Below are 22023 nucleotides of genomic sequence, written 5' to 3' on the forward strand. Positions count from 1 at the left end.
CGGTGCCCCGTTGAAACGGGGCCTACGGCAAAGGCCGGAATAACAAACACAAAAAAAGGCCGGCAAATTTGCCGGCCTTTTTATTGCTGTGCTGAAGTTACTTGTCGGTGACATCAGTCTTGAACTGACGCTCCGGCGCACCGGTATACAGCTGGCGCGGACGACCGATCTTCTGCTTGGGATCAGACATCATTTCGTTCCAGTGCGACATCCAGCCCACGGTGCGGGCCAGGGCAAAGATAACGGTGAACATGCTGGTAGGAATGCCAATGGCTTTCAGAATGATACCGGAGTAGAAGTCGACGTTCGGATACAGCTTACGCTCTACAAAGTATTCATCAGACAGCGCAATGCGCTCCAGCTCCATGGCCACGTCCAGCAGTGGATCTTCAATTTTCAGATCATCCAGTACTTCGTGACATGTTTCACGCATGACCTTGGCGCGGGGGTCAAAGTTTTTGTACACCCGGTGGCCAAAGCCCATCAGACGGAAAGGATCATCCTTGTCTTTGGCGCGGGCAATAAATTCCGGAATGCGGTCAACCGAGCCGATTTCTTCCAGCATCAGCAGGCAGGCCTCGTTGGCACCACCGTGAGCCGGTCCCCACAGAGAGGCAATGCCGGCGGCAATACAGGCGAAGGGGTTGGCACCACTGGAGCCGGCCAGGCGCACGGTAGATGTAGAGGCGTTCTGCTCATGATCCGCATGCAGGGTAAAGATGCGGTCCATGGCTTTTTCTACTACCGGGTTTACCTTGTAGTCTTCGCAGGGCACGGCAAACATCATTTGCAGGAAGTTGCCGGCATAGCCCAGGTCGTTGCGCGGGTAGACGAACGGCTGACCCACGGAATATTTATACGCCATGGCGGCAATGGTCGGCATTTTGGCGATCAGGCGCTGTGCGGCCAGTTCGCGATGCACGGGATCATTGATGTCCATGGGGTCATGATAGAAAGCAGACAGACCGGCGATCACACCACATACGATGGACATGGGGTGTGCGTCACGGCGGTAGCCCTTGAAGAAGGAAGACAGCTGCTCGTGCACCATGGTGTGGCGCATGATGTTCCGGCGGAATTGATCATACTGCTTGGCAGTGGGGGCCTCGCCGTACAACAGCAAATAACAGACTTCCAGGTAGCTGGCATCCTGAGCCAGTTGTTCAATGGGGTAACCGCGGTGCAGCAGAATCCCTTTGTCACCGTCAATGTAGGTGATATCGGACTGGCAGGATGCAGTTGCCAGGAAGCCGGGATCATAAGTGAAGTAGCCGTGTGAGCCGAGAGAACTGATATCGATCACATCATAGCCAGCGGTGCCAGAAGCAATCGGAAGCTCAACGGGTTCCTTGCCTGGCAGATGCAGAGTGGCCTTTTGGTCAGCCATAGCACGTCTCCTTTGCTTTTTATAATAGGTCCACGAGTAAGCGCATTTTCGCACAGAAAGCTTAAGTTTTTCAGCATTTCTGCTTCCCGTGGTGCCGGCATATTGAAAACAAAGCAGGGTTCAATGTCAATTTTACTGGAGGCTCGCAACAGCCTATTAACGCCGTTGTGCGATCAACTTTACAGAATTCGCAATTGATTCAGGTGCTTCGTTGTATTTGCCGATTCCCTCCTTATACTGTTTTTCCGAGGGTATAGGACGCAGTTGTGGCCATGCCGCAGTCACACTGCTTCTGCTATCTCAGCCAGTCTGGTGACATAGTAAAAGCAGCTTGTTCTCGGTAGGGTTCGCAGTCCATATATCCGGGTAATGTCTGTCAAAACAATAACTAACGTGCTCAATGGAGCTAGTGGGCAAGACCGTGACTAAAAAACAGAGACCTGTAAACCTCGACCTGCGGACTATTCGCCAGCCCGTCGCCGCCATTTCATCCATCCTGCACCGGATTTCCGGCGTGATCACCCTGTTCGCGCTGGCCATTCTGCTGTGGCTGCTCAGTGAATCCCTCGCTTCCGAGCAGGGCTTCAATGCAGTAGTGGATATTATGGATGGTTTTTTTGTCGGCCTCATCCTCTGGGGTGTGCTGACCGCACTGGCCTATCACATTGTAGGCGGCATTCGCCACCTCATCATGGATCTGGGCTATTGCGAAGAGATTGAATCCGGTGCCAAGAGTGCCAAGATAGCATTCGGCGTCACCATTGTTCTGTCACTGCTGGCGGGAGTACTGGTATGGTAAGCAATTCTGCAACATTTGGCCGCAGCGGTGTGCACGACTTTATGCTGCTTCGTGCAACGGCTGTCATTCTGACGCTTTATACCCTTTATCTGGTTGGCTTTATTGCCTTCAACGACATCACCTATCAGGTATGGACGGGCTTTTTTGATCGCACCTTTACCAAGGTGTTCACCCTGCTGGCGCTGTTCAGTGTGCTGATGCACGGCTGGATTGGTGCCTGGCAGGTACTGTCCGACTATGTAAAACCTGCGCTGTGGCGCGGCATTGCCCAGTTTGCCGTGGTAGTAATGCTGCTGTCCTATCTGCTGACCGGTATCGTTGTATTGTGGGGTGTTTAAGGTGACTATTGCTATTCGAGAATTCGACGCCGTGGTAATCGGCGCCGGCGGTGCCGGCATGCGTGCCGCCCTTCAGATTGCCGAGTCGGGCAAAAGCTGTGCGCTCTTGTCCAAGGTATTTCCAACCCGTTCTCATACCGTATCTGCTCAAGGAGGCATTACGGTCGCGCTGGGCAACGCCCACGACGATAACTGGGAATGGCACATGTATGACACCGTCAAGGGCTCCGACTATATCGGTGACCAGGACGCCATCGAGTTTATGTGTCAGACCGGTCCCGAGGCTATCCTTGAGCTGGAAAAAATGGGCCTGCCGTTCTCCCGCTTTGATAACGGCAAAGTCTATCAACGGCCTTTTGGCGGCCAGTCCAAGGCCTTTGGCGGCGAGCAGGCGGCCCGCACGGCGGCGGCGTCTGACCGTACCGGCCATGCGCTGCTGCATACCCTGTATCAGCAGAACGTTAAGCACAAAACCACTGTGTTCTCCGAGTGGTATGCGCTGGATCTGGTAAAAAACCAGGACGGTGACGTGGTAGGCTGTACTGCCATCGACATCGAAACCGGCGAAGTGGTTTACTTCAAGGCCAAAGCCACCGTGCTGGCCACCGGTGGTGCCGGCCGTATCTTCCAGTCCACTACCAACGCCCATATCAACACCGGTGACGGTGTCGGCATGGCGCTGCGTGCCGGTGTGCCGGTACAGGACATGGAAATGTGGCAGTTCCACCCCACAGGCATTGCCGGTGCCGGCACCCTGGTAACCGAAGGTTGCCGTGGTGAAGGTGGTTATCTGCTGAACAAGGACGGCGAACGCTTTATGGAGCGTTATGCTCCCAACGCCAAAGATCTGGCCGGCCGTGATGTGGTTGCCCGCTCCATGATGATCGAAATTCGTGAAGGTCGTGGCTGCGATGGTCCCTGGGGTCCGCACATTAAACTCAAGCTGGATCATCTGGGCAAAGAGGTGCTGGAAAGCCGTCTGCCGGGCATCTGTGAGCTGTCACGCACCTTTGCTCACGTGGATCCGGTAAAAGAGCCGATTCCGGTGATTCCTACCTGTCACTATATGATGGGTGGTATTCCCACCAACGTGAAAGGCCAGGCCCTGAAGCAGGATGCCAACGGCAACGACGTGCCGGTGAAAGGTCTGTTTGCGGTAGGTGAAATTGCCTGTGTATCGGTGCACGGTGCCAACCGTCTGGGCGGTAACTCGCTGCTGGACCTGGTGGTATTTGGCCGTGCTGTGGGTCGTCATCTGACCGAAGCCCTGAACGAGCTGGGTGACAGCCGTGCCGCTTCCGAGTCTGATCTTGAGGCGTCTCTGAGCCGCTATAACCGCTGGGAAAGCACCCGCAGTGGTGAAGATCCGGTTCAAATCAAGAAAGATCTGCAAAGCTGCATGCAAAACAACTTCTCGGTATTCCGGGAAGGCGACGCCATGGCTGCCGGTCTGGCTGAACTGAAGGAGATTCGTGAGCGACTGAAAAATGCCCGTCTGGACGACACCAGCCGCGATTTCAATACGCAGCGAATTGAATGTCTGGAACTGGACAACCTGATGGAAACGGCCTATGCCACTGCCGTGGCGGCCAACTTCCGTACTGAGTCACGGGGTGCTCATTCCCGCTTTGACTATCCGGAGCGTGATGACGAGAACTGGCTGTGCCACTCCTTGTACTGCCCCGAGTCAGAGTCCATGTCCCGTCGTTCCGTGAATATGTCACCGGTCACCCGTGACGCATTCCCGCCCAAAGCACGTACCTACTAAGGGGAGGCGATAATGCAAGTTACTATCTCTGTTTATCGGTATAACCCGGAAACCGATGCCAAGCCCTACATGAAAGACTATCAGCTGGACGTGGCTGAAGGCTCCGACATGATGGTGCTGGATGCTCTGCTGCAGCTGAAAGAAAAAGATCCGAGTCTGGCGTTTCGTCGTTCCTGTCGTGAAGGTGTATGCGGTTCCGACGGTGTAAACATGAACGGCAAGAACGGTCTGGCCTGTATCACACCGTTGTCTGATCTGCTGGGCAAGACCAACAAGCTGGTGGTTCGCCCGCTGCCCGGTCTGCCGGTGATCCGCGACCTGGTGGTCGACATGAGTCAGTTCTACACCCAGTGGGAGAAGATTAAGCCCTTCCTCATTGCCGACGACAAACAACCGCCGGCGCGTGAGCGCCTGCAGTCTCCGGAAGAGCGGTCCAAGCTGGATGGGCTGTATGAGTGCATTCTGTGCGCCTGCTGCTCCACCTCTTGTCCGTCTTTCTGGTGGAACCCGGACAAGTTCATTGGCCCGGCCGGCCTGCTGGCCGCCTATCGCTGGCTGGCTGACAGTCGCGATACTGCCACCGATGAGCGCTTGTCCAATCTGGACGATGCCTTCAGCGTATTCCGCTGTCACGGTATCATGAACTGTGTGAACGTGTGTCCCAAGGGCCTGAATCCCACCAAGGCCATTGGTAACATCAAGTCCATGCTGCTGAAACGGGCAGTGTAACCGTCCCGAATAATAAGCTGCCGCCCGTCAGGGCGGCATTGACTCGACGACCAAACGACAGTAGCCCTGTCGCGAAGTGACAAAGGGATAAAAATGCACAATGGCGTAATGCAAGCCTGGCTGGATTCTTCTCACCTCGCCGGTGCCAATGCGACCTATGTAGAAGACTTGTACGAAACCTATCTTGCTGATCCCGACTCTGTTCCCGAAGAATGGCGCACCGTGTTTGACGGCTTGCCCTCCGGCGAAGAGCCCGCGCAGGATCAGCCTCACTCTCAGGTGAGGGATTATTTCCGCCGCCTCGCCAAAGATACTTCACGCTATGCTACCCCGGTCAGCGATCCGCACACCGATGCCAAACAGGTAAAGGTGCTGCAGCTGATCAACGCGTATCGTTTCCGCGGTCACCAGAATGCCAACCTGGACCCGCTTAATTTATGGAACCGCAAAGAAGTTGCTGAACTTGATCCGGCCTTTCATAACCTGACCGGTGCTGATCTTGATGCCACTTTCAACGTGGGCTCCTATGCCATTGGCAGCGAGACCATGAAGCTGAAAGATCTGGTCTCAGCCCTGAAAAAAACCTATTGCGGCTCTGTGGGTGCAGAATATATGCACATCACCAGCACCCGCGAAAAACGCTGGATCCAGAGCCGGCTTGAGCCGGTGGTAGGCGCTCCCCAATACACCGATGAAGACAAGGTGCGCTTTCTTGACAGCCTGACCGCCGCCGAAGGCCTGGAAAAATACCTGGGTGCCAAATTCCCCGGTGCCAAGCGTTTCTCCCTGGAAGGGGGCGATGCCCTTATTCCCATGACCAAAGAGCTGATCCGCCGTTTTGGTGAAAAAGGTGGTCGTGAAGTGGTGATCGGCATGGCTCACCGTGGTCGTCTGAACATGCTGGTCAACGTGCTGGGCAAGCGCCCGCAAGACTTGTTTGACGCTTTTGCCGGCAAATACGACACTCAAAGCTCCGGTGACGTTAAATACCACATGGGCTTCAGCTCCGACTTTGACACTCCCGGTGGTCCGGTGCACCTGGCGCTGGCATTTAACCCGTCTCACCTGGAAATTGTTAACCCTGTGGTCATTGGCTCGGTCCGTGCCCGCATGGATCGTCTCGATAATCCCGACGGGCGTCAGGTGCTGCCGGTTACCATTCACGGTGACTCCGCCTTTGCCGGTCAGGGTGTGGTAGCCGAAACCTTTAACATGTCACTCACCCGGGGCTACGGGGTGGGCGGCACTGTGCGTATCGTGATCAACAACCAGGTTGGCTTTACTACCTCCAATCCGCGCGATACCCGCTCTACCGAATATTGCACCGACATTGCCAAAATGGTGCAGGCACCTATCTTCCACGTGAATGCCGATGATCCGGAAGCCGTGGTGCAGGTCACTCAGCTGGCGCTGGACTTCCGTAATGAGTTCGGCCGCGATGTGGTGATCGATCTGGTGTGCTACCGCCGCCATGGTCACAACGAAGCCGACGAGCCGAGTGCGACCCAGCCGCTGATGTATCAGAAGATCAAGAAGCACCCGACCCCGCGCAAGATCTACGCTGACCAGCTGATCGAGAACAAAACGGTCTCGGCGGAGCAGGTGACCACCATGATCAACGAATACCGCGATGCGTTGGATCAGGGTGAGTGTGTGGTTAAGGAATGGCGGCCGATGCAGAAGCACTCGGTAGACTGGTCCCCCTATCTGGGTCACGAGTGGGATATGCCATACGACTCCACTTATGATCTCGACCAGCTCAAGGAGCTGGCCGGGCGCATGATTCGCTATCCCGAGACCCATGAGCTGCAGCGTCAGGTGGCCAAGATTTATGCCGATCGCAAGCTGATGGCCGAGGGTGAAAAGCTCGTGGACTGGGGTTTTGCTGAGACCCTTGCCTATGCCACGCTGTGTGACAACGGCTATGAAGTGCGTCTGACCGGTCAGGATTCCGGCCGCGGCACCTTCTTCCACCGTCATGCGGTGCTGCACAACCAGAACGACGCCAGCATTTACACCCCGCTGTGCTACCTGTCTGAAGAGCAGGGCCAGTTCCAGGTGTATGACTCGGTACTGAGTGAAGAAGCGGTCATGGCCTTTGAATACGGCTATGCCACTGCCGAGCCTGTGGGCCTGACCATCTGGGAAGCCCAGTTCGGTGACTTTGCCAACGGCGCTCAGGTGGTGATTGACCAGTTCCTCAGCTCCGGTGAGCAGAAGTGGGGCCGTATGTGTGGTCTGACCCTGTTGTTACCCCATGGTTATGAAGGGCAGGGGCCCGAGCACTCCAGTGCCCGCCTTGAGCGTTATCTGCAGCTGTGCGCCGAGCACAATATGCAGGTGTGCGTGCCCACCACGCCGGCGCAGGTATTCCACATGCTGCGTCGTCAGGTGCTGCGTCCCATGCGTCGTCCGCTGGTAGTCATGACGCCCAAGTCACTGCTGCGCCATCCGCTGGCGGTTTCCGAGCTGGAAACCCTGGCCCAGGGCACATTCCAGAACGCGATTGGCGAAATTGATGATCTGGATCCCAAAGGCGTGACACGTGTGATTCTTTGTGCCGGCAAGGTGTATTACGATTTGCTCGAAGCCCGTCGCAAGAACGAACAAACAGATGTGGCCATTATTCGGATTGAGCAGCTTTACCCCTTCCCGCAGGAAGAAGTGGCCGCCATTCTGGCTGATTATCAGCACGTTACCGATTTTGTCTGGTGCCAGGAAGAGCCGCAAAACCAGGGTGCCTGGTACTGCAGCCAGCATCATTTCCGGGCCGCCATTCCGGATGGCGCCAAACTGAGCTACGCCGGCCGTGAAGCCTCGGCCTCACCGGCAGTGGGTTACACCTCGGTTCACTTACAACAACAAAAAGCGTTGGTGGAAGATGCACTGACGCCCAAAGCTTAACGCACTAAGGACATATTGATGAGCATCGAAATCAAGGTTCCCGACCTCCCAGAATCCGTTGCCGACGCCACCATCGCCACCTGGCACAAACAGCCCGGCGATCGCGTAGAGCGCGACGAAGTGATCGTCGATATTGAAACCGACAAGGTAGTGCTGGAAGTGCCGGCACCGGAAGCCGGCGTGCTGGAATCCATTGTTGAGGACGCCGGTGCCACCGTGCTGGGTCAGCAGGTCATTGGCAAGCTGAAAAAAGGTGCCGTGGCCGGTGAAGAAACCAAAGAAAAGCCGGCTTCCAGCGAGGATGCCAAAGCCGACGCCAAAGCAGAAAACGACGATCTGAGCCCGGCAGTTCGCCGGCTGGTTGCCGAGCACAATATTGACGTGAGCAAGGTCTCCGGCTCCGGCAAGGGCGGGCGCATTACCAAGGAAGACGTGGAAGCGGTTATCAAGGATGGTGGCAAGGCCAAAACCGCCGACAAGCCGGCCGCGGCCAAGACCCAGGATCTGGAGCTGGTTCGCCCCGACGAGCGTGATGAAAAGCGCGTGCCCATGACCCGTCTGCGCAAGCGTGTGGCCGAGCGTCTGCTGGAAGCGAAAAACACCACCGCCATGCTGACCACCTTCAACGAAGTCAACATGAAGCCGATCATGGAGCTGCGCAAGCAGTATCAGGACATTTTCGAGAAGCGTCACGGCATTCGCCTGGGCTTTATGTCCTTCTATGTGAAGGCGGTGGTGGAATCGCTCAAGCGTTTCCCGGAAGTCAACGCCTCCATCGACGGCGAAGACATTGTTTATCACAACTTCTTTGATGTCAGCATTGCCGTATCCACCCCCCGTGGTCTGGTCACCCCGGTGCTGCGCGACTGCGATCGCCTGAGCCTGGCCGACATCGAGAAGGGCATCAAAGAGCTGGCCATCAAGGGCCGTGACGGCAAGCTGACCGTGGACGAGCTGTCTGGCGGTAACTTCACCATCACCAATGGCGGCGTGTTCGGCTCCCTGATGTCTACCCCCATCATCAACCCGCCGCAGAGCGCTATTCTGGGTATGCACAAAATCCAGGACAGACCCATGGCGGTAGACGGCAAAGTAGAAATTTTGCCCATGATGTACTTGGCGCTGTCTTACGATCACCGTTTGATCGACGGCCGCGAATCGGTCAGCTTCCTGGTCTCCATCAAGGAGCTGCTGGAAGATCCGACTCGTCTGCTGCTGGACGTATAAGCCAACAATAACAAGAGGGCGGGCCCGATCCCGCCCCATGCCCTGAACCCTACAACAACGGAAACACAACATGAATTTGCATGAATATCAGGCAAAACAGCTGTTCGCCGAATACGGTCTGCCCGTATCCGAAGGCTACGCATGTGATAACCCGCAGGAAGCGGTAGAAGCGGCCAGTAAAATTGGCGGTGACATGTGGGTAGTAAAGTGTCAGGTCCACGCAGGTGGCCGTGGTAAAGCCGGCGGCGTCAAGCTTGCCAAAACCAAGGAAGAAATCCGGGAATTCGCCGAAAACTGGCTGGGCAAAAATCTGGTAACTTACCAGACTGATGCCAATGGTCAGCCGGTGGCCAAAATTCTGGTGGAGTCGTGCACCGACATCGACAAGGAACTTTACCTGGGCGCGGTAGTAGATCGTGCGACCCGTCGTGTAGTGTTCATGGCATCCACTGAAGGTGGTGTTGAGATTGAAAAGGTGGCGGAAGAGACCCCTGAACTCATTCACAAAGCTGCCATTGATCCGCTGGTGGGTCCGCAGGCCTATCAGGGGCGTGAACTGGCATTTAAACTGGGCCTGAAAGGCGACCAGATTAAGCAGTTCACCAAAATTTTTCTCGGTCTGGGACAAATGTTCCTGGACTATGATTTCGCCCTGCTCGAAATCAACCCCCTGGTGATCACCAGTGAAGGCAACCTGCACTGCCTGGACGGCAAGATCAACATTGACTCCAACGCCATGTACCGTCAGCCCAAGCTGCGCGACATGCACGATCCGTCTCAGGACGATGCCCGCGAAGCGCACGCAGCCAAGTGGGAGCTGAACTATGTGGCGCTGGATGGCAACATCGGCTGCATGGTGAACGGTGCCGGTCTGGCCATGGGCACCATGGACATCGTTAACCTGCACGGCGGCTCTCCCGCCAACTTCCTGGATGTGGGCGGTGGTGCCACCAAGGAGCGGGTGACCGAAGCGTTCAAGATTATTCTCTCCGACAGCAATGTAAAAGCGGTACTGGTAAACATTTTCGGCGGCATTGTGCGCTGTGACATGATTGCCGAAGGCATTATCGGTGCGGTGAAAGAAGTGGGCGTAAAAGTGCCCGTGGTGGTTCGTCTGGAAGGCAACAATGCCGAAGCCGGCACTGCCAAGCTGGATGAATCCGGCCTTAACATCATCGCCGCCACCAGCCTGACCGACGCTGCCGTTCAGGTCGTTAACGCCGCCAAGGGGAAATAACAGCATGAGCATTCTGATCAATAAAGACACCAAGGTTATCTGCCAGGGCTTCACCGGCGGCCAGGGTACCTTTCACTCCGAGCAAGCCATTGAATACGGCACCCAAATGGTAGGTGGCGTGTCTCCGGGCAAGGGCGGCACAACTCATCTGGGCCTGCCGGTGTTTAACACGGTACGTGAAGCGGTAGAAGCCACCGGTGCTACCGCCACCGTGATTTATGTGCCGGCTCCATTCTGTAAAGACGCCATTCTGGAAGCCATCGACGCCGGCATTGAGCTGATCGTGACCATCACTGAGGGCATTCCTACCCTCGACATGCTGGACGTAAAAGTGAAGCTGGATGAAACCGGCGTGCGCATGATTGGACCCAACTGCCCGGGCGTGATCACTCCCGACGAGTGCAAGATCGGCATTATGCCCGGTCATATTCACAAGAAGGGCAAGGTGGGCATCGTGTCCCGCTCCGGCACCCTGACCTATGAAGCGGTGAAGCAGACCACAGACGAAGGCTTTGGTCAGTCCAGCTGCATCGGTATTGGCGGTGACCCGATTCCCGGCTCCAACTTCATTGATATTCTGAAGCTGTTCCAGGACGATCCGGAAACCGAAGCCATTGTGATGATTGGTGAAATCGGCGGCACCGCCGAAGAAGAAGCCGCTGCTTTCATCAAGGAAAACGTCACCAAGCCAGTAGTGTCTTATATCGCTGGTGTGACTGCGCCTCCGGGCAAACGCATGGGCCATGCCGGTGCCATTATCTCCGGTGGCAAGGGCACTGCAGACGAGAAATTTGCCGCTCTGCAGGACGCCGGCGTGAAAACCGTACGCTCCCTGGCCGACATCGGCTCCGCCCTGCGGGAAGTGACCGGCTGGTAACGTAGAGCTGAAAGCTGGAAGAAGAAAGGAGCCGTAAGGCTCCTTTTTAATGACTAAAACAAACCTCACCCTGACCCTCCCCTTGAAAAGGGGAGGGAGCCGCTTTCTATCACAGTCCCTTAAGTATAGTGCTCATGGCTCAGCCGGCGCAGGACGTGACCTCTGCTCGAACTTGATCCAGATCAACGACAGCAGCGAATGACATTTCTTTACCGCGTTATTACTCTAGAATGGTCTTCTTTCGGACTCATTCAGAGGCCCACAAGGAATGCGCAATCTGTCTCTCAACTGGAAAATATTTTTACCGCTGCTGGTGATTTTTGTGTTGGTCTTTGCCCTCTGTTATGGCATTTCCACTCAGCTGCAACGCGGTCTGGCCCTGCATCTGGCCGAAGAGAAAATTGACACCACTGCCAACCTCTATATGGATCAGCTTAATGTGCTGATGGTAAACGGGGCCATTCATCAGCGTGGTCTGGTGCAAAGCAAAATTCAGGAAGAAAAAGGCATAGAGCAGGCACGGGTGATCCGTGCACCGGCGGTGACCAAACTATTTGGCCCGGGCGCACCGGATCAGGCCATTCAGGATGAGCTGGACCGGCGTGCCATTGAGCAGGGTGAAACCGTGCTGGAAATGCACCTGGAAGACGACATTCCCAACCTGACACTGATCAAGCCGTTCAAAGCCTACAAGGAATATCGCGGCACCGCCTGTCTGCAATGTCATCAGGTGCCTGAAGGCACCGTGATGGGCGCGGTGCGCATCAGTTATGATCTGAGTGACACCTTCAGCCAGATCCAGCGCAATAACCTGCGTCTGGCGGCTGTGCTGATTGGCGTGTTTCTGGTGGCCTTTATTGTGCTCTGGCTGGTACAGAACCATTATCTCAAGCGGCCTATTCTCAATATCAGCCAGCGGGTACAGCGGGTGGCTGCCGAGCGGGATCTGTCTGTTCGTCTTGAGCCCATGGGCAATGACGAGCTGGGCGGCCTGACCAAGGCAGTTAACGGCCTGCTGAGCAGCTTTCAGAGCAGCCTGACAGAAGTGCGCCGGGTGACCGGGCATATTCATAATGCCGCCGGTGACATTCAGCACACCGCCCAGCAAACCGACAGCTCGGTAAAGGCGCAAGACAGCGAAACGGCCCTGATTGCCACTGCCATTAATGAAATGGAAGCCTCTGCCCGGGAAGTGCGGGAAAATGCCCGCCTGACTGCAGAAACCTCGGAGCAGAGCCACGCTTTTGCATTAACCGCCAACGATCAGGCCCGGGTAGCGGTGGAAGGCATACAGCTGTTAAACGGCGAGATAAACCGTATCGACAAAGTAATACGCGAGCTTGACGGCCGCTGTGATCAGGTCGACAAGGTGCTCGACATGATCAAGGGTATTGCCGAGCAGACCAATCTGCTGGCACTGAATGCCGCTATTGAAGCGGCCAGGGCAGGGGAGTCGGGCCGGGGCTTTGCGGTGGTGGCCGATGAAGTACGCACCCTGGCACTGCGCACGCAGCAGTCGGCAGAAGAAATTACCGGCATGATTCGGCTGTTGCAGAACGAGGCCAAGGATGCAGTGCAGGCCATTGAAAAAGCAGAAGGCCAGGCCGCCGACAGTGTGGCGCGCACTCAGGACGCCATGGACTCGCTGCAGGCCATTATTGACCAGGTGGCGCGCATTAATGAACTCAATGCTCAGGTGTCTGCTTCGGCCGACGAACAAAGTGCCGTTTGCTCCGAGGTGAGCCGCAACATTACCCGGGTGCGGGATGCATCGGGCGATACTCTGTCTCAGGCAGAAGCCGCCGCCACCGCCAGCCTGCAACTGGTGGAAGAGTGCAAGGTGCTGGAACAGATGATTGCTCATTACCGGCTGCAGCAGCCACACCGCCATGATGAGCTGCCAGCCGACACCGGCCTGGTGCCGGTGCGCTGACAACAAAAAAGGCTGCTTGCGCAGCCTTTTTTACTCTCCCAGACACTCAAGGAACAAGTGTTTAATCTGCTTGGTCTTACTCCTTGCCCAGATAAGAAGCGCGCACATCCGCCCAATTATCCGCTTCGGTCACTCTCAGCACCTGCTCCGAAATCGGCGCGCGCAGCGGGCTGCCGTCGGGCAGGGCCAGGGCATACAGCTGCTGGGCAAACACGCCGGGCAACACTGTCAGTTTTTGCTGGCCCAGCTGCAGATTGCGGTATTGCAGCAAAGCGCGGTCATACACAATGGCATCGGTCTCGCCGTTCAGCACCGACTCCATGGCCGCGGTCAGGTTTGGATAAGTCTGATAACGAATGCGTTCGTCTTCCAGATAACGCTGGCTGGCGGTGTTGTTAATGGTGGCCACCACCTTGCCGGGCAAGTCACTCACTCCCTGAATACCGGTACGCAGATTATTGACGGTGAGTGACGAGGTAATGGCGGCGGTAAAGCTGGCCACCATGATCATGCCGGCAAACATCCATATCAGACCCACCAGGCGACCGGCAAAGGTGACCGGTGCCTTGTCGCCATAACCCACGGTTGTCATGGTAACGGCAGCCCACCAGAAGCTGGCCCCAATGCCTTCTGCCGCCGAGCCGCCAAACTGCTCGGCATTGCGGCGACGTTCCACCAGCCAGAGCACAAAGCCCACCGCCAGCAGCAGCGCCGCCAGCCCCAGCACCACACTCAAAAACTGCCAGCTGAGCAATGCCTTCAGGCTGGCAAGCAGGCTCTGCTCCGGCACCAGCGGCACCGCAATGGACAATCCGGTCTGATAAAAAGGATGACTGAAGTCAAAGCGGGCATCACGGTCGGCGGTCATGGTCAGGGCACCCACGGCCACGTCTACATCACCGGCCTCTACCGCATCCAGCAGTTTACCAAATGGCATGGGTACCAGCTCATAGTCCTGCTCCATGCCGCCGGCAATGTCTTCCCACAAATCAATGCTAATGCCTTCCCAGCGGCCGTCTTCGGTTTCCATCACAAAGGGCGGTACCTGAGTTATGCCCACTTTCAATGTTTCCTGCTGGGCCTGTGCCAAGGGGCTGAGTAATAACAAACAAAACAAAAATTTTCTTAACATAACGTAATCCGGCCTTGCTGTGGCGTGGTTCCTTGTTGATGTGTAAGCAAACATTGTAGAGGCAAACGAAGCCGGGTGCGACCGGGCTACCGCAGGCCGTCTCGTTTAAGTGCTTTGCGTTGCTCGGCGTCTTGTTGATGAATAATACGCTCGTATTCTTCGTCGCTCATATCACGCCAATAGCGCTCGGGCCGGCCGGTGGCGGCATCATGGGCTTTAGTGGTGGGGTCCAGCTGCCGATAGGGCTCGAGAAACAGCATGTCGGGCAGGGGGCGGGTGACGTCCATATATTGCTGGATCATGGGCCAGAGGGTGTAGATGTTGTCTTCCCGATAAATGCGTGAGGTTAGATCGCTCAGACCACAGGCGCGGTCATATTGATGATAGCGGTGCACCAGGTTCATAAAGTAATGGGGAGAGCCCTGATGGTCGGCCAGGGTGCCGAGATAGGCATCAAACTCAACAAAAGGATGACTGTAATATAACTTTCCTTTACGGTACACAGTGACCATGCCGGTGCGGCGATTAAGTTCAAATATGGGGAATGCGTTGAGCTTTATATTTAATCGGGGAAGGACTTCGCCGATAATATAAGCAGGGAGTGCGCAAGTAAATGCTATTAAAATAAAAGTTATGGTAACTTGAAATGTTTTGATGGACAGAGTGTTATACTTGTCAACATTAGGAAGCATATTTAAAGAATATATTGTGGTTTCTACTAAGAACATAACAATTATTATTGGTCCAATACCCCAGCGAGCAAACTTTTCCAGAAAAATAATCAGCCTGAACCAGAAGGGCGGCTGTACGGTACTGATCCGCTCATGAGTACAGAAATTATCCAGCATGGATGAGGCAGGCTCTTGCTCCTGAGCCCTGATCTCGGACGGCTTCCAGCGCAGCGCCAGATCGGTCTGTAACACCTCCTTGTTGTTGTATTGAAGCTTGCGGCCTGCACGCAAGCCCATCTGGGCCCAGAAGCCGCTGTTACCGGCCGGTGGCGGGGGCAGGTCGGGAATATTATCGGAACGATAGGCGGTGTCTGAGTAATACATGGTGTTGCTACCTTAATAAATAAGTTGGTTATTAATTAGCTGTGTATTTTATGCTGCTTGAACTGAGAGAGACTGTCGTCTGTGCCATGGTTAATCTCGTCTGCCCAGTAAGGGGTTGGCTCTGTTGGTGTTTTAAACACCGGCTTGCTGAAGTCTTCAGGTTTATTTTTTGCTACTTCATGCAAGAGAGGCCGGGGCCAGACAAACTCACGATTACTTTTATCAGCCTGCAGGCTTACAGTGTCTGGTAACAGTCTAAGTTGGGCACGTACTGCGAGGTAATGAGTTCGTCTGGTCACAGCGCCATAATAAGATTGTTGCTGCTCTTTATGCTGCTTGCGACTGGTACGATAAAAAAACATTCTCCCTCCCGAGTGCTCTACAATGAATCCATTCTTCAGGTTGGGAGACTCCAGATTAAGCAGGGAGCTGGTGATTTCTGAGTTGCCATTGTTGAAGTTAGCGTAGTGGGTGCATTTTTTAATGGCTTCTCGTGCATATATTTTCACTGTGTCGATCCCTTCCAGGCCGAAAGGCAGGTTATATTCAACACTCACACAAGTATCCAGTCTTTTGTTATTGACAATCTTTTTATCCTTTGGCGTTAACCCCTGCAGTTGGTCGGTGGGGATCACGCGAATTCTCAGGTTTATCAGCAGGCCTGCAAGGTGGGCGTATGCCTGCTCGGGCTCATTGTGTAGCCAGTCATAGGCTTCGCCGTCCTCTTTAGGGTCGGTACCAAACACACCGTGCTTCAGCAGTTGCTCTATTTCTGCATCTTCGGTAAAGATAAGGGCAATGCCTCCGGCTACAGCAAGGGCAATGCCGGCGGTGAGCCAGGCGATGGGCCCCAGCCCAAGCAAGGTAGCGTTGGCGGCAATCAGGCTGCTGGTGGTCATCATGGTAGTGCCGGCGGCCAGCACGCCATAGGCAATGGCGGCGTCATGATCATTTCTGCGTAATGCATAATAAACATCCCATGCTGCGAGTGCGGTTGTTAGTGCACCGGCACTCACGGCGGCGAAATTTAACCGGCTCATGGTGGCTTTCATCCACTTCCGCTTGGGGTCAAACAGATCCACGGTTTTGGTATAGTCCTTCGTGTCTTTAGCAAAATACTTAGTAATAAAATTTTCCTGAATGCTAGAAAATTCATAAAGCTTAGCTAGAGCAACACTTAAATCAATGGTAGCGCTACCTATGCCTGCTACTGTTCTTGCTGCTCCCTTCTCATAAGCAGTTTTACTGAAATTTCTACGTTCCAGATCAAAGTTAATAAACTCAATAATTGGAATGACTAATGGCAACTTAAGTCGTTTTCCTGCTTCTGCCATTTTCTCCATGCGTACGATAAGGCGGACCAGTTTCGAGTTCTGCTTGTTATCTTCCAGTATGCCCAGCTTTACAAGAGAATAGGTTTTTTCAACTGGCTTATTTAAACGCTTTTTATTGGTGCTGTAGGGGGCTTCTGCTACTCCAGCGGGGATCACATCCCCATAACTGCTTTTGAAGTGATGATATTTTACTCTGGGAGTATCGGCAGTGGGCGCTGTGCCGGAGGTTTTTTTCACACTTGTGTCAGCAGGAGCATCGGTCTGAAGTTCTGCACCAGTCACAATATATCGGTTACTGTATTGCTTGCTTACCGCCTCAAAATTAAAAATCTTGAACTGCTCACCTACAGAACGGTTGATGAGATCACTAATACCATCGTTGATTGCGTGCAGTTTTTTTATTTCAAGGTTTTCACTTAAGGATGCCGCTTCTTGAGTGAGTGCAAGGGCACTGGCGCTTAAGTTGGAGATTAGACCATCAAAGTAATGTATCAGCCGGCGTGCGTTGGGGAATTGGCTGGATTCAACCTTACCGTTTTCCAACATTATGCCTAACTCGCTGTCGTCTGTTTTCAGCAGATTTTCCAGCATAAGCTTCAATTCAAGGCACTGAAGCTTGTCAGGATCAGGTAGCTTGTTGTTCGGTGCCCAGTCGCGAATACACGCTGGGGTAAGCTCTGTGATCAAACTTCCAGCATCAGGCTGGCTCTGCATGGACTCTGTCACAACGAACAGGCTGCTATAAAGTGGGTGTTTTGCATCTTTACTTAAGATGCTGGTCACATAGTTTTGCGCCTCGGCAGTGACCTCACTGTTTTTATCATGTGAGAGGTAGTCTATTTTCTTGCTCTCGATAAGTAATGCTGATGCTGTTTTTCCTACCAAAAGGTGTAGGCCCGCTTTATCCGGGCCGGTGAGGCCTGAAAAGTCTTTTAATGTGTTCGAGGTGGAGGTTTTCTGCAGTAAGGCTAATAATGATTTTTTTACTTTTTCAATGTGAGAGTGAATGTTGATTCTTTCAATTTCACGAATGGCTCGTTTGAATTTTCCGCCCAGGTAGCCATCAACGCAGGATGCAGCTTTGTAGAAGGGGTTTTCACTGCCGGCCAGTTGCTCCGGCATAATCACTTGCTGAATAAGAGTGGCATGTTTTCCATGTTTTTGACTGTTGGTCAGTTGCAATATCAACTTAAGGTAATGATAAAGATCATTCAGCTGTTGTACTGCATGCCGTATGCTGAAAACCGGATCCTGAAGAATCAAGGTAACAATTTTTCGCTCGCAGGGAGAAGCAATTAAATCCTTTGCGGCAAGATCTTTTGTAAAAGTGCCTTCGTCAGTTTTTGACTTGGTGCTCTGTGGAAGCAGCTCTTTTTCAAGGGCGTATTCTCTCAATGCGTCATGGCGGGCATTGCTATCCAGGCCCAGTTTGCTGAAGTCTTCATGTTGGCCAAACTCTTGTATGCTGGCACTGCCACCGGCCTCAAGATTGTTGCGCTCTTTGGTAGCCGCCTCCCTCAGTTCGGAGAGATAGGAACCACTCAAATCGCGGGCAAAGTAGAGGGGATCGGCCAGGTTTAATTCGCGAAGCGGCTCACGTTCGCGCAGCGGGAATAAGTGGGTGAGGGAGCGCATATTGCCCATTCGCTGAGAGAATGCCGGTTGCCATTTGCTTAGTTCAGCCACCGGCTCCAGGCGTTCGGCCGCCTTGCCCGCGTTATTTTCAAAATGAGCCAGATATGCCGCACTCCACTGCACTTCAGAGAATGCCACCAGCAGTTCACTGGCACTCCCCTTGCCGGTATCGGCTTTTGCAGGCAGCCAGACTTCTTCCAGCGCTTTACCACTGGCAGAACGGCGGCTTTCGGTAAAACCATCGCTGTTGCGAAAAGCGCTCAGGTCAACATCTGTAAACTCATAACCGTTTTCGCCGGTGTCTACCCGAATCTCTCGCCAGGCTTTACCCTGATAAAACAGATAAAGATAACCACTGCGGCAGGCACCAATGGCGTTATCCGCTTCGGCCTGACGATAGCAGGGCAGCCATGTCAGAGGAACAATGGGCACCACCAGGTTGTGCTGCGCTTGTTCGATGGGGCCAAGTTCACTGCCACGCAACCGCTGAAACAGCGGCAAGCTCAGGGAGCCACCGCCGGCCTCTATGCCAAGGGCAATATCATAAGTTCGATGGGGTTTGTATTCCCATGAGTAAATAACGCTGTCATCCAGGGTGCGCTTTTCCAGCGTGGCCTCTAGGTCGGTCAGGCGTTTGTCGGTGCCGGCCTCAAAAATCTGAAAGTGTTGCCCGGCGGGGTGGTTAAGGCCAGCCAGCTGAATATGCAGTTTGGGTTTTTCGCAGGCGGCGCCATTGTCCATTGAACGTGCTTTAGTATTCATGCTCAAACTCTTTTTCTTGCGTCATCAGCCAATGCTTCAGGCTGGTCAGTTTATTTTGTTCGTCGCCGTTAAGCTTCAGCCCGGCCTGGCTTGCTTGCTGCAGCGGCGCTTGCAGAGTGCTTCGCCGGCACAGGGCGAGGTAGTCAAGCAGGCCGGTTTCGCTATAAATGTTGTGTGCTTCGGCATGCTGAATGTGGGCATGCTGCTGTTGCCACCAGTGTAAAGGCTGAGGTGGCAGTTGCTGCTCATGAATAAAGCGGGTCAACAGCTTATCCAGCTGGCAGCGTTCAAGTGCCTGCTGCATGGAAGGCAACAACTGCTCGGTGCAAGCCGCGGTGTGGTCAGGTGTCTGGCGCGTGTGCCAGCCGGGGGCTTCATCCTGCCAGAAAGGAGTGCTGAACCAATATACGCGGTCAAAGTCGCCCATCCAGCTGGCAAAGTCGGCATCACTGCAGTAGCGAAACAGGTAGTCGCTGATGACGGGGGCGTAATAGCGCAATAGGCCTTTTCGGCCGCCGTTATATTGCACTTGCAGACGAGTGAATAATTGCTCTTGTGCGCGGTGTTCGGTAATGGGGCCGGCCAACAGACAAAAGTGCCAGCCACCCGCCTGTGCCGCCTGCCATAGTTGTTCAACATGAGTGTTGTCTGGCAGCAGAGTCAGGTGTGGCCCCTGATGCGCTACTGCTTCAAGCTCGCTGTTGAGCATTAACGGCCAGGTTTCGCAGTGAGGCAGCAGTCGATAAATATCTGCCAAAAACGACGCTTTATTTTCTGCCAGCAAGAAAAGTCGATGCTCAATGTGATGATGCTGACGAAGCAGCGTGTCTATTGTCTGCTGCATATCAATTTCCACCCTGATATTTTCCGCAAGGGCAGTCTGTGAGAGGGCAGGTCCCGTCGGTCTGCTCCTGGCAAAGCTGTACCATGGGCAGGTTCAGGGCGCTGGCTTCGTGCATTTTAAGCCCCAGCAGTTTTTGCAGAGGTCTGGCAGGGGGAGTTTGCTCGGCTCCACCTGGCAAGAGAGCAGACTTCACCGCAGCTCCTGCTCCTTGTCCCGGGCTGCCACCGGAATTCATCTTGATGCTGGGGCCGAGCAGGGTAATGCCGGACGGATCCAGTTTGATCATGCTGCCGCCGGCCTTGAGGGTGAGCTCGGCACCGGCGTCCAGCACTACCTTGTGGCCGGAGGAGAGGTGTATCTCTCTGCCGGCTTTCAGCAATTCCTGGCTGCCCAGCTCGGTGTGGCGGCTGCCGCCCACCTGCTCGTGGCGGTCGCCGTCGGTACGGCTGTGGTGAGTACCGTTCACCGTGTGGTGGTGGTCGCCCCGCGTGCGGCCGTAGTGAGTGCCGTGGGTGTCGGTGTGCCGGTCGTTGAGCACCTCGGTCTTTTTGTTGTGGTCGATGAGCTGGTCGTAGTCCTTGGCCGCATGCAGGTAAATTTGCTCCTGGCCGGCCTTGTCTTCAAAGCGCAGCTCGTTGGCGTTGGCGCTGCCGGGGCTGGAGGCGGTTTTAAAGGTGGAGCGGGTTTTGTGCTCGGGCAGCGCATAGGGCACCCGGTTGGCCCCGTTATACAAACAGCCGGTAATAATGGGCCGGTCCGGGTCACCGTCGATAAAGCTCACCAGCACTTCCATGCCCACTCGGGGCAGCATGAACTGGCCATAGCCGTTGCCGGCCCAGCCCTGACTGACCCGCAGCCAGGTGCTGGTGTTTTCATCACCCCGGCCCTGGCGGTCCCAGTAGAACTGCACTTTGACCCGGCCGTATTCATCACAGTAAATCTCTTCGCCTTGCGGGCCGGTGACCATGGCGCTTTGCTGGCCGGGCACCCGGGGTTTGGGTGGGCACGGGGGCCGATACACACTGGCTTCGGGCAGGGCGGTAAACTCACAGTGAAATTCACTCTGGCCGTCGGTCAGCTCGCCCAGCACCTGGGGTTGTTTGCCGTGGTAACGGAGTTGAGTAATCAGCCACAGCTGGTTGTGCTCGGGGTTGGGGTGGTCTTCCAGCGGCTGGTAGTGGCCGGCCATCAGTTGCGGGCTGTCGCTTTCGCCGGTCACTGTGATGTGGTTATGGCGGTGACGAGCCAGGCTCAGGTCGGTGAGTTGCTGGCCCCGGGCCTGGCTGAGAAAGGTGCCGGGCCAGCGGTAGTCTTCCAGCGGTTGCTCGTCGGCGTGGTCGGGCCCGGGCAGGTGCTGGCTGTGGGGCTGCAGTGGCAGCGCCGGACGGGTGAAGTCGTAGTCCCGCAGGCTGACCTTGCCGGTGCGCACCCCGGGGCCGGCGGTGAGGCGGGTAATGGCATGGGTGCGGTGTGCCATGCCGGTGTCGGCCTTGAACGGCAACGCCGGCAGCAGGTCCAGGCCTTCGGGGCCGTCGGCCAGCACCAGCAGGGTGTCTTCGGCCCGGTGCACAAAGTGGTAGTGAATGCCTTCTTCGGCCAGCAGGCGCTCAATAAAGGCCAGCTCGGTTTCGTTATATTGCACGCAGTAGTCACGGGGGGCGTAGTTGCGGTTCAGCCGCCATTCCCGGGTGTCGGCGCTGAGGCCGGCCTCGGTAAGCAGGCGCTCAACAATGTCGGGCACGGTCTGGCCCTGAAAGATGCGCACGCCCCGGCGCAGGTCAAGCAGCGCCAGCGGCGGCACCAGGGTGAGCCGGTAGCGCACATGGCGGGGGCTGCGGTCGAGCTCGGTGAGGTCAAACACCAGGCCGTGCACATAGCGCCGGGTACCTTTTGGGCTGTGCAGTTCCAGGGTGGCCGGTTGCTGCAGCAGGGTGGTCAGGGGCGGCAGCGGCGAACGGCACACCAGGGTGACCGAGAGCGAAAAGCAGCGGCTGAGGGCCTCTTTGCCGTGCCAGTCATACACCGGCTGCGGCCCCAGCTCTCCCAGCTGCAGCCGGGCCTG

Annotated in this window: 15 protein-coding genes; 9 read left to right on the forward strand and 6 right to left on the reverse strand. The window is 55.3% G+C overall.

Features of this window, described 5'->3' with window-relative positions; all coding sequences use genetic code 11:
- Positions 1-97: 97 nt before the first annotated feature.
- Positions 98-1387: a citrate synthase gene (locus G364_RS0112590; protein ID WP_019935506.1), complete on the reverse strand. Its 1290-nt coding sequence runs from the start codon at positions 1385-1387 to the stop codon at positions 98-100.
- Positions 1388-1796: 409 nt separating this feature from the next.
- Here G364_RS0112590 and sdhC point away from each other — a divergent pair, with 409 nt between their 5' ends.
- The 9 genes from sdhC (at position 1797) to G364_RS0112635 (ending at position 13199) form a co-directional block, all read left to right on the forward strand.
- Positions 1797-2186, forward strand: a complete 390-nt coding sequence (sdhC, locus tag G364_RS0112595) for a succinate dehydrogenase cytochrome b556 subunit (protein ID WP_019935507.1) — start codon at positions 1797-1799, stop codon at positions 2184-2186.
- A complete protein-coding gene (gene sdhD / locus G364_RS0112600) occupies positions 2180-2524 on the forward strand; it encodes a succinate dehydrogenase, hydrophobic membrane anchor protein (RefSeq protein WP_019935508.1) in 345 nt (114 codons plus the stop codon). The genes sdhC and sdhD overlap by 7 nt, the downstream gene beginning before the upstream one ends.
- 1 nt (position 2525) lies before the next feature.
- Positions 2526-4292, forward strand: coding sequence for a succinate dehydrogenase flavoprotein subunit (sdhA, locus tag G364_RS0112605; protein ID WP_026344892.1), 1767 nt, complete (start codon positions 2526-2528; stop codon positions 4290-4292).
- Positions 4293-4304: 12 nt separating this feature from the next.
- Positions 4305-5021 carry a succinate dehydrogenase iron-sulfur subunit gene (locus tag G364_RS0112610; RefSeq protein ID WP_019935510.1) on the forward strand — a complete coding sequence of 239 codons (717 nt, stop codon included), beginning with the start codon at positions 4305-4307 and terminating at the stop codon, positions 5019-5021.
- A 93-nt stretch (positions 5022-5114) separates the two neighbouring features.
- A complete protein-coding gene (gene sucA / locus G364_RS0112615) occupies positions 5115-7925 on the forward strand; it encodes a 2-oxoglutarate dehydrogenase E1 component (protein WP_019935511.1) in 2811 nt (936 codons plus the stop codon).
- Positions 7926-7943: 18 nt separating this feature from the next.
- Positions 7944-9152: a 2-oxoglutarate dehydrogenase complex dihydrolipoyllysine-residue succinyltransferase gene (gene odhB, locus G364_RS0112620; protein ID WP_019935512.1), complete on the forward strand. Its 1209-nt coding sequence runs from the start codon at positions 7944-7946 to the stop codon at positions 9150-9152.
- Positions 9153-9222: 70 nt separating this feature from the next.
- Positions 9223-10389 (forward strand): ADP-forming succinate--CoA ligase subunit beta, encoded by a 1167-nt coding sequence (sucC, locus tag G364_RS0112625; protein WP_019935513.1) that lies wholly within the window; start codon positions 9223-9225, stop codon positions 10387-10389.
- A gap of 4 nt (positions 10390-10393) precedes the next feature.
- A complete protein-coding gene (sucD, locus tag G364_RS0112630; RefSeq protein WP_019935514.1) occupies positions 10394-11266 on the forward strand; it encodes a succinate--CoA ligase subunit alpha in 873 nt (290 codons plus the stop codon).
- A gap of 268 nt (positions 11267-11534) precedes the next feature.
- Entirely contained in the window at positions 11535-13199 is a 1665-nt protein-coding gene (locus G364_RS0112635) for a methyl-accepting chemotaxis protein (protein WP_019935515.1), read from the forward strand.
- A 76-nt stretch (positions 13200-13275) separates the two neighbouring features.
- Here the strand turns inward: G364_RS0112635 and G364_RS0112640 are convergent, their stop codons facing one another.
- The 5 genes from G364_RS0112640 to G364_RS16580 form a co-directional block, all read right to left on the reverse strand.
- Positions 13276-14331, reverse strand: a complete 1056-nt coding sequence (locus tag G364_RS0112640; RefSeq protein WP_019935516.1) for a transporter substrate-binding domain-containing protein — start codon at positions 14329-14331, stop codon at positions 13276-13278.
- Between the two features lie 86 nt (positions 14332-14417).
- Complete coding sequence (locus G364_RS16880; protein WP_019935517.1) at positions 14418-15386, reverse strand: hypothetical protein; 969 nt, start codon at positions 15384-15386, stop codon at positions 14418-14420.
- A 35-nt stretch (positions 15387-15421) separates the two neighbouring features.
- A complete protein-coding gene (locus G364_RS0112650; RefSeq protein ID WP_156816510.1) occupies positions 15422-19117 on the reverse strand; it encodes a toxin VasX in 3696 nt (1231 codons plus the stop codon).
- Positions 19107-19961 carry a DUF4123 domain-containing protein gene (locus G364_RS0112655; RefSeq protein WP_040614639.1) on the reverse strand — a complete coding sequence of 285 codons (855 nt, stop codon included), beginning with the start codon at positions 19959-19961 and terminating at the stop codon, positions 19107-19109. Before G364_RS0112655 ends, G364_RS0112650 begins: the two co-directional genes overlap by 11 nt.
- A gap of 1 nt (position 19962) precedes the next feature.
- Positions 19963-22023: type VI secretion system Vgr family protein (locus G364_RS16580; protein ID WP_019935520.1), on the reverse strand; the 2061-nt coding region annotated here is incomplete at its 5' end.

This window comes from Oceanimonas smirnovii ATCC BAA-899 (assembly GCF_000381965.1).
Taxonomy (GTDB): Bacteria; Pseudomonadota; Gammaproteobacteria; order Enterobacterales; family Aeromonadaceae; genus Oceanimonas; species Oceanimonas smirnovii.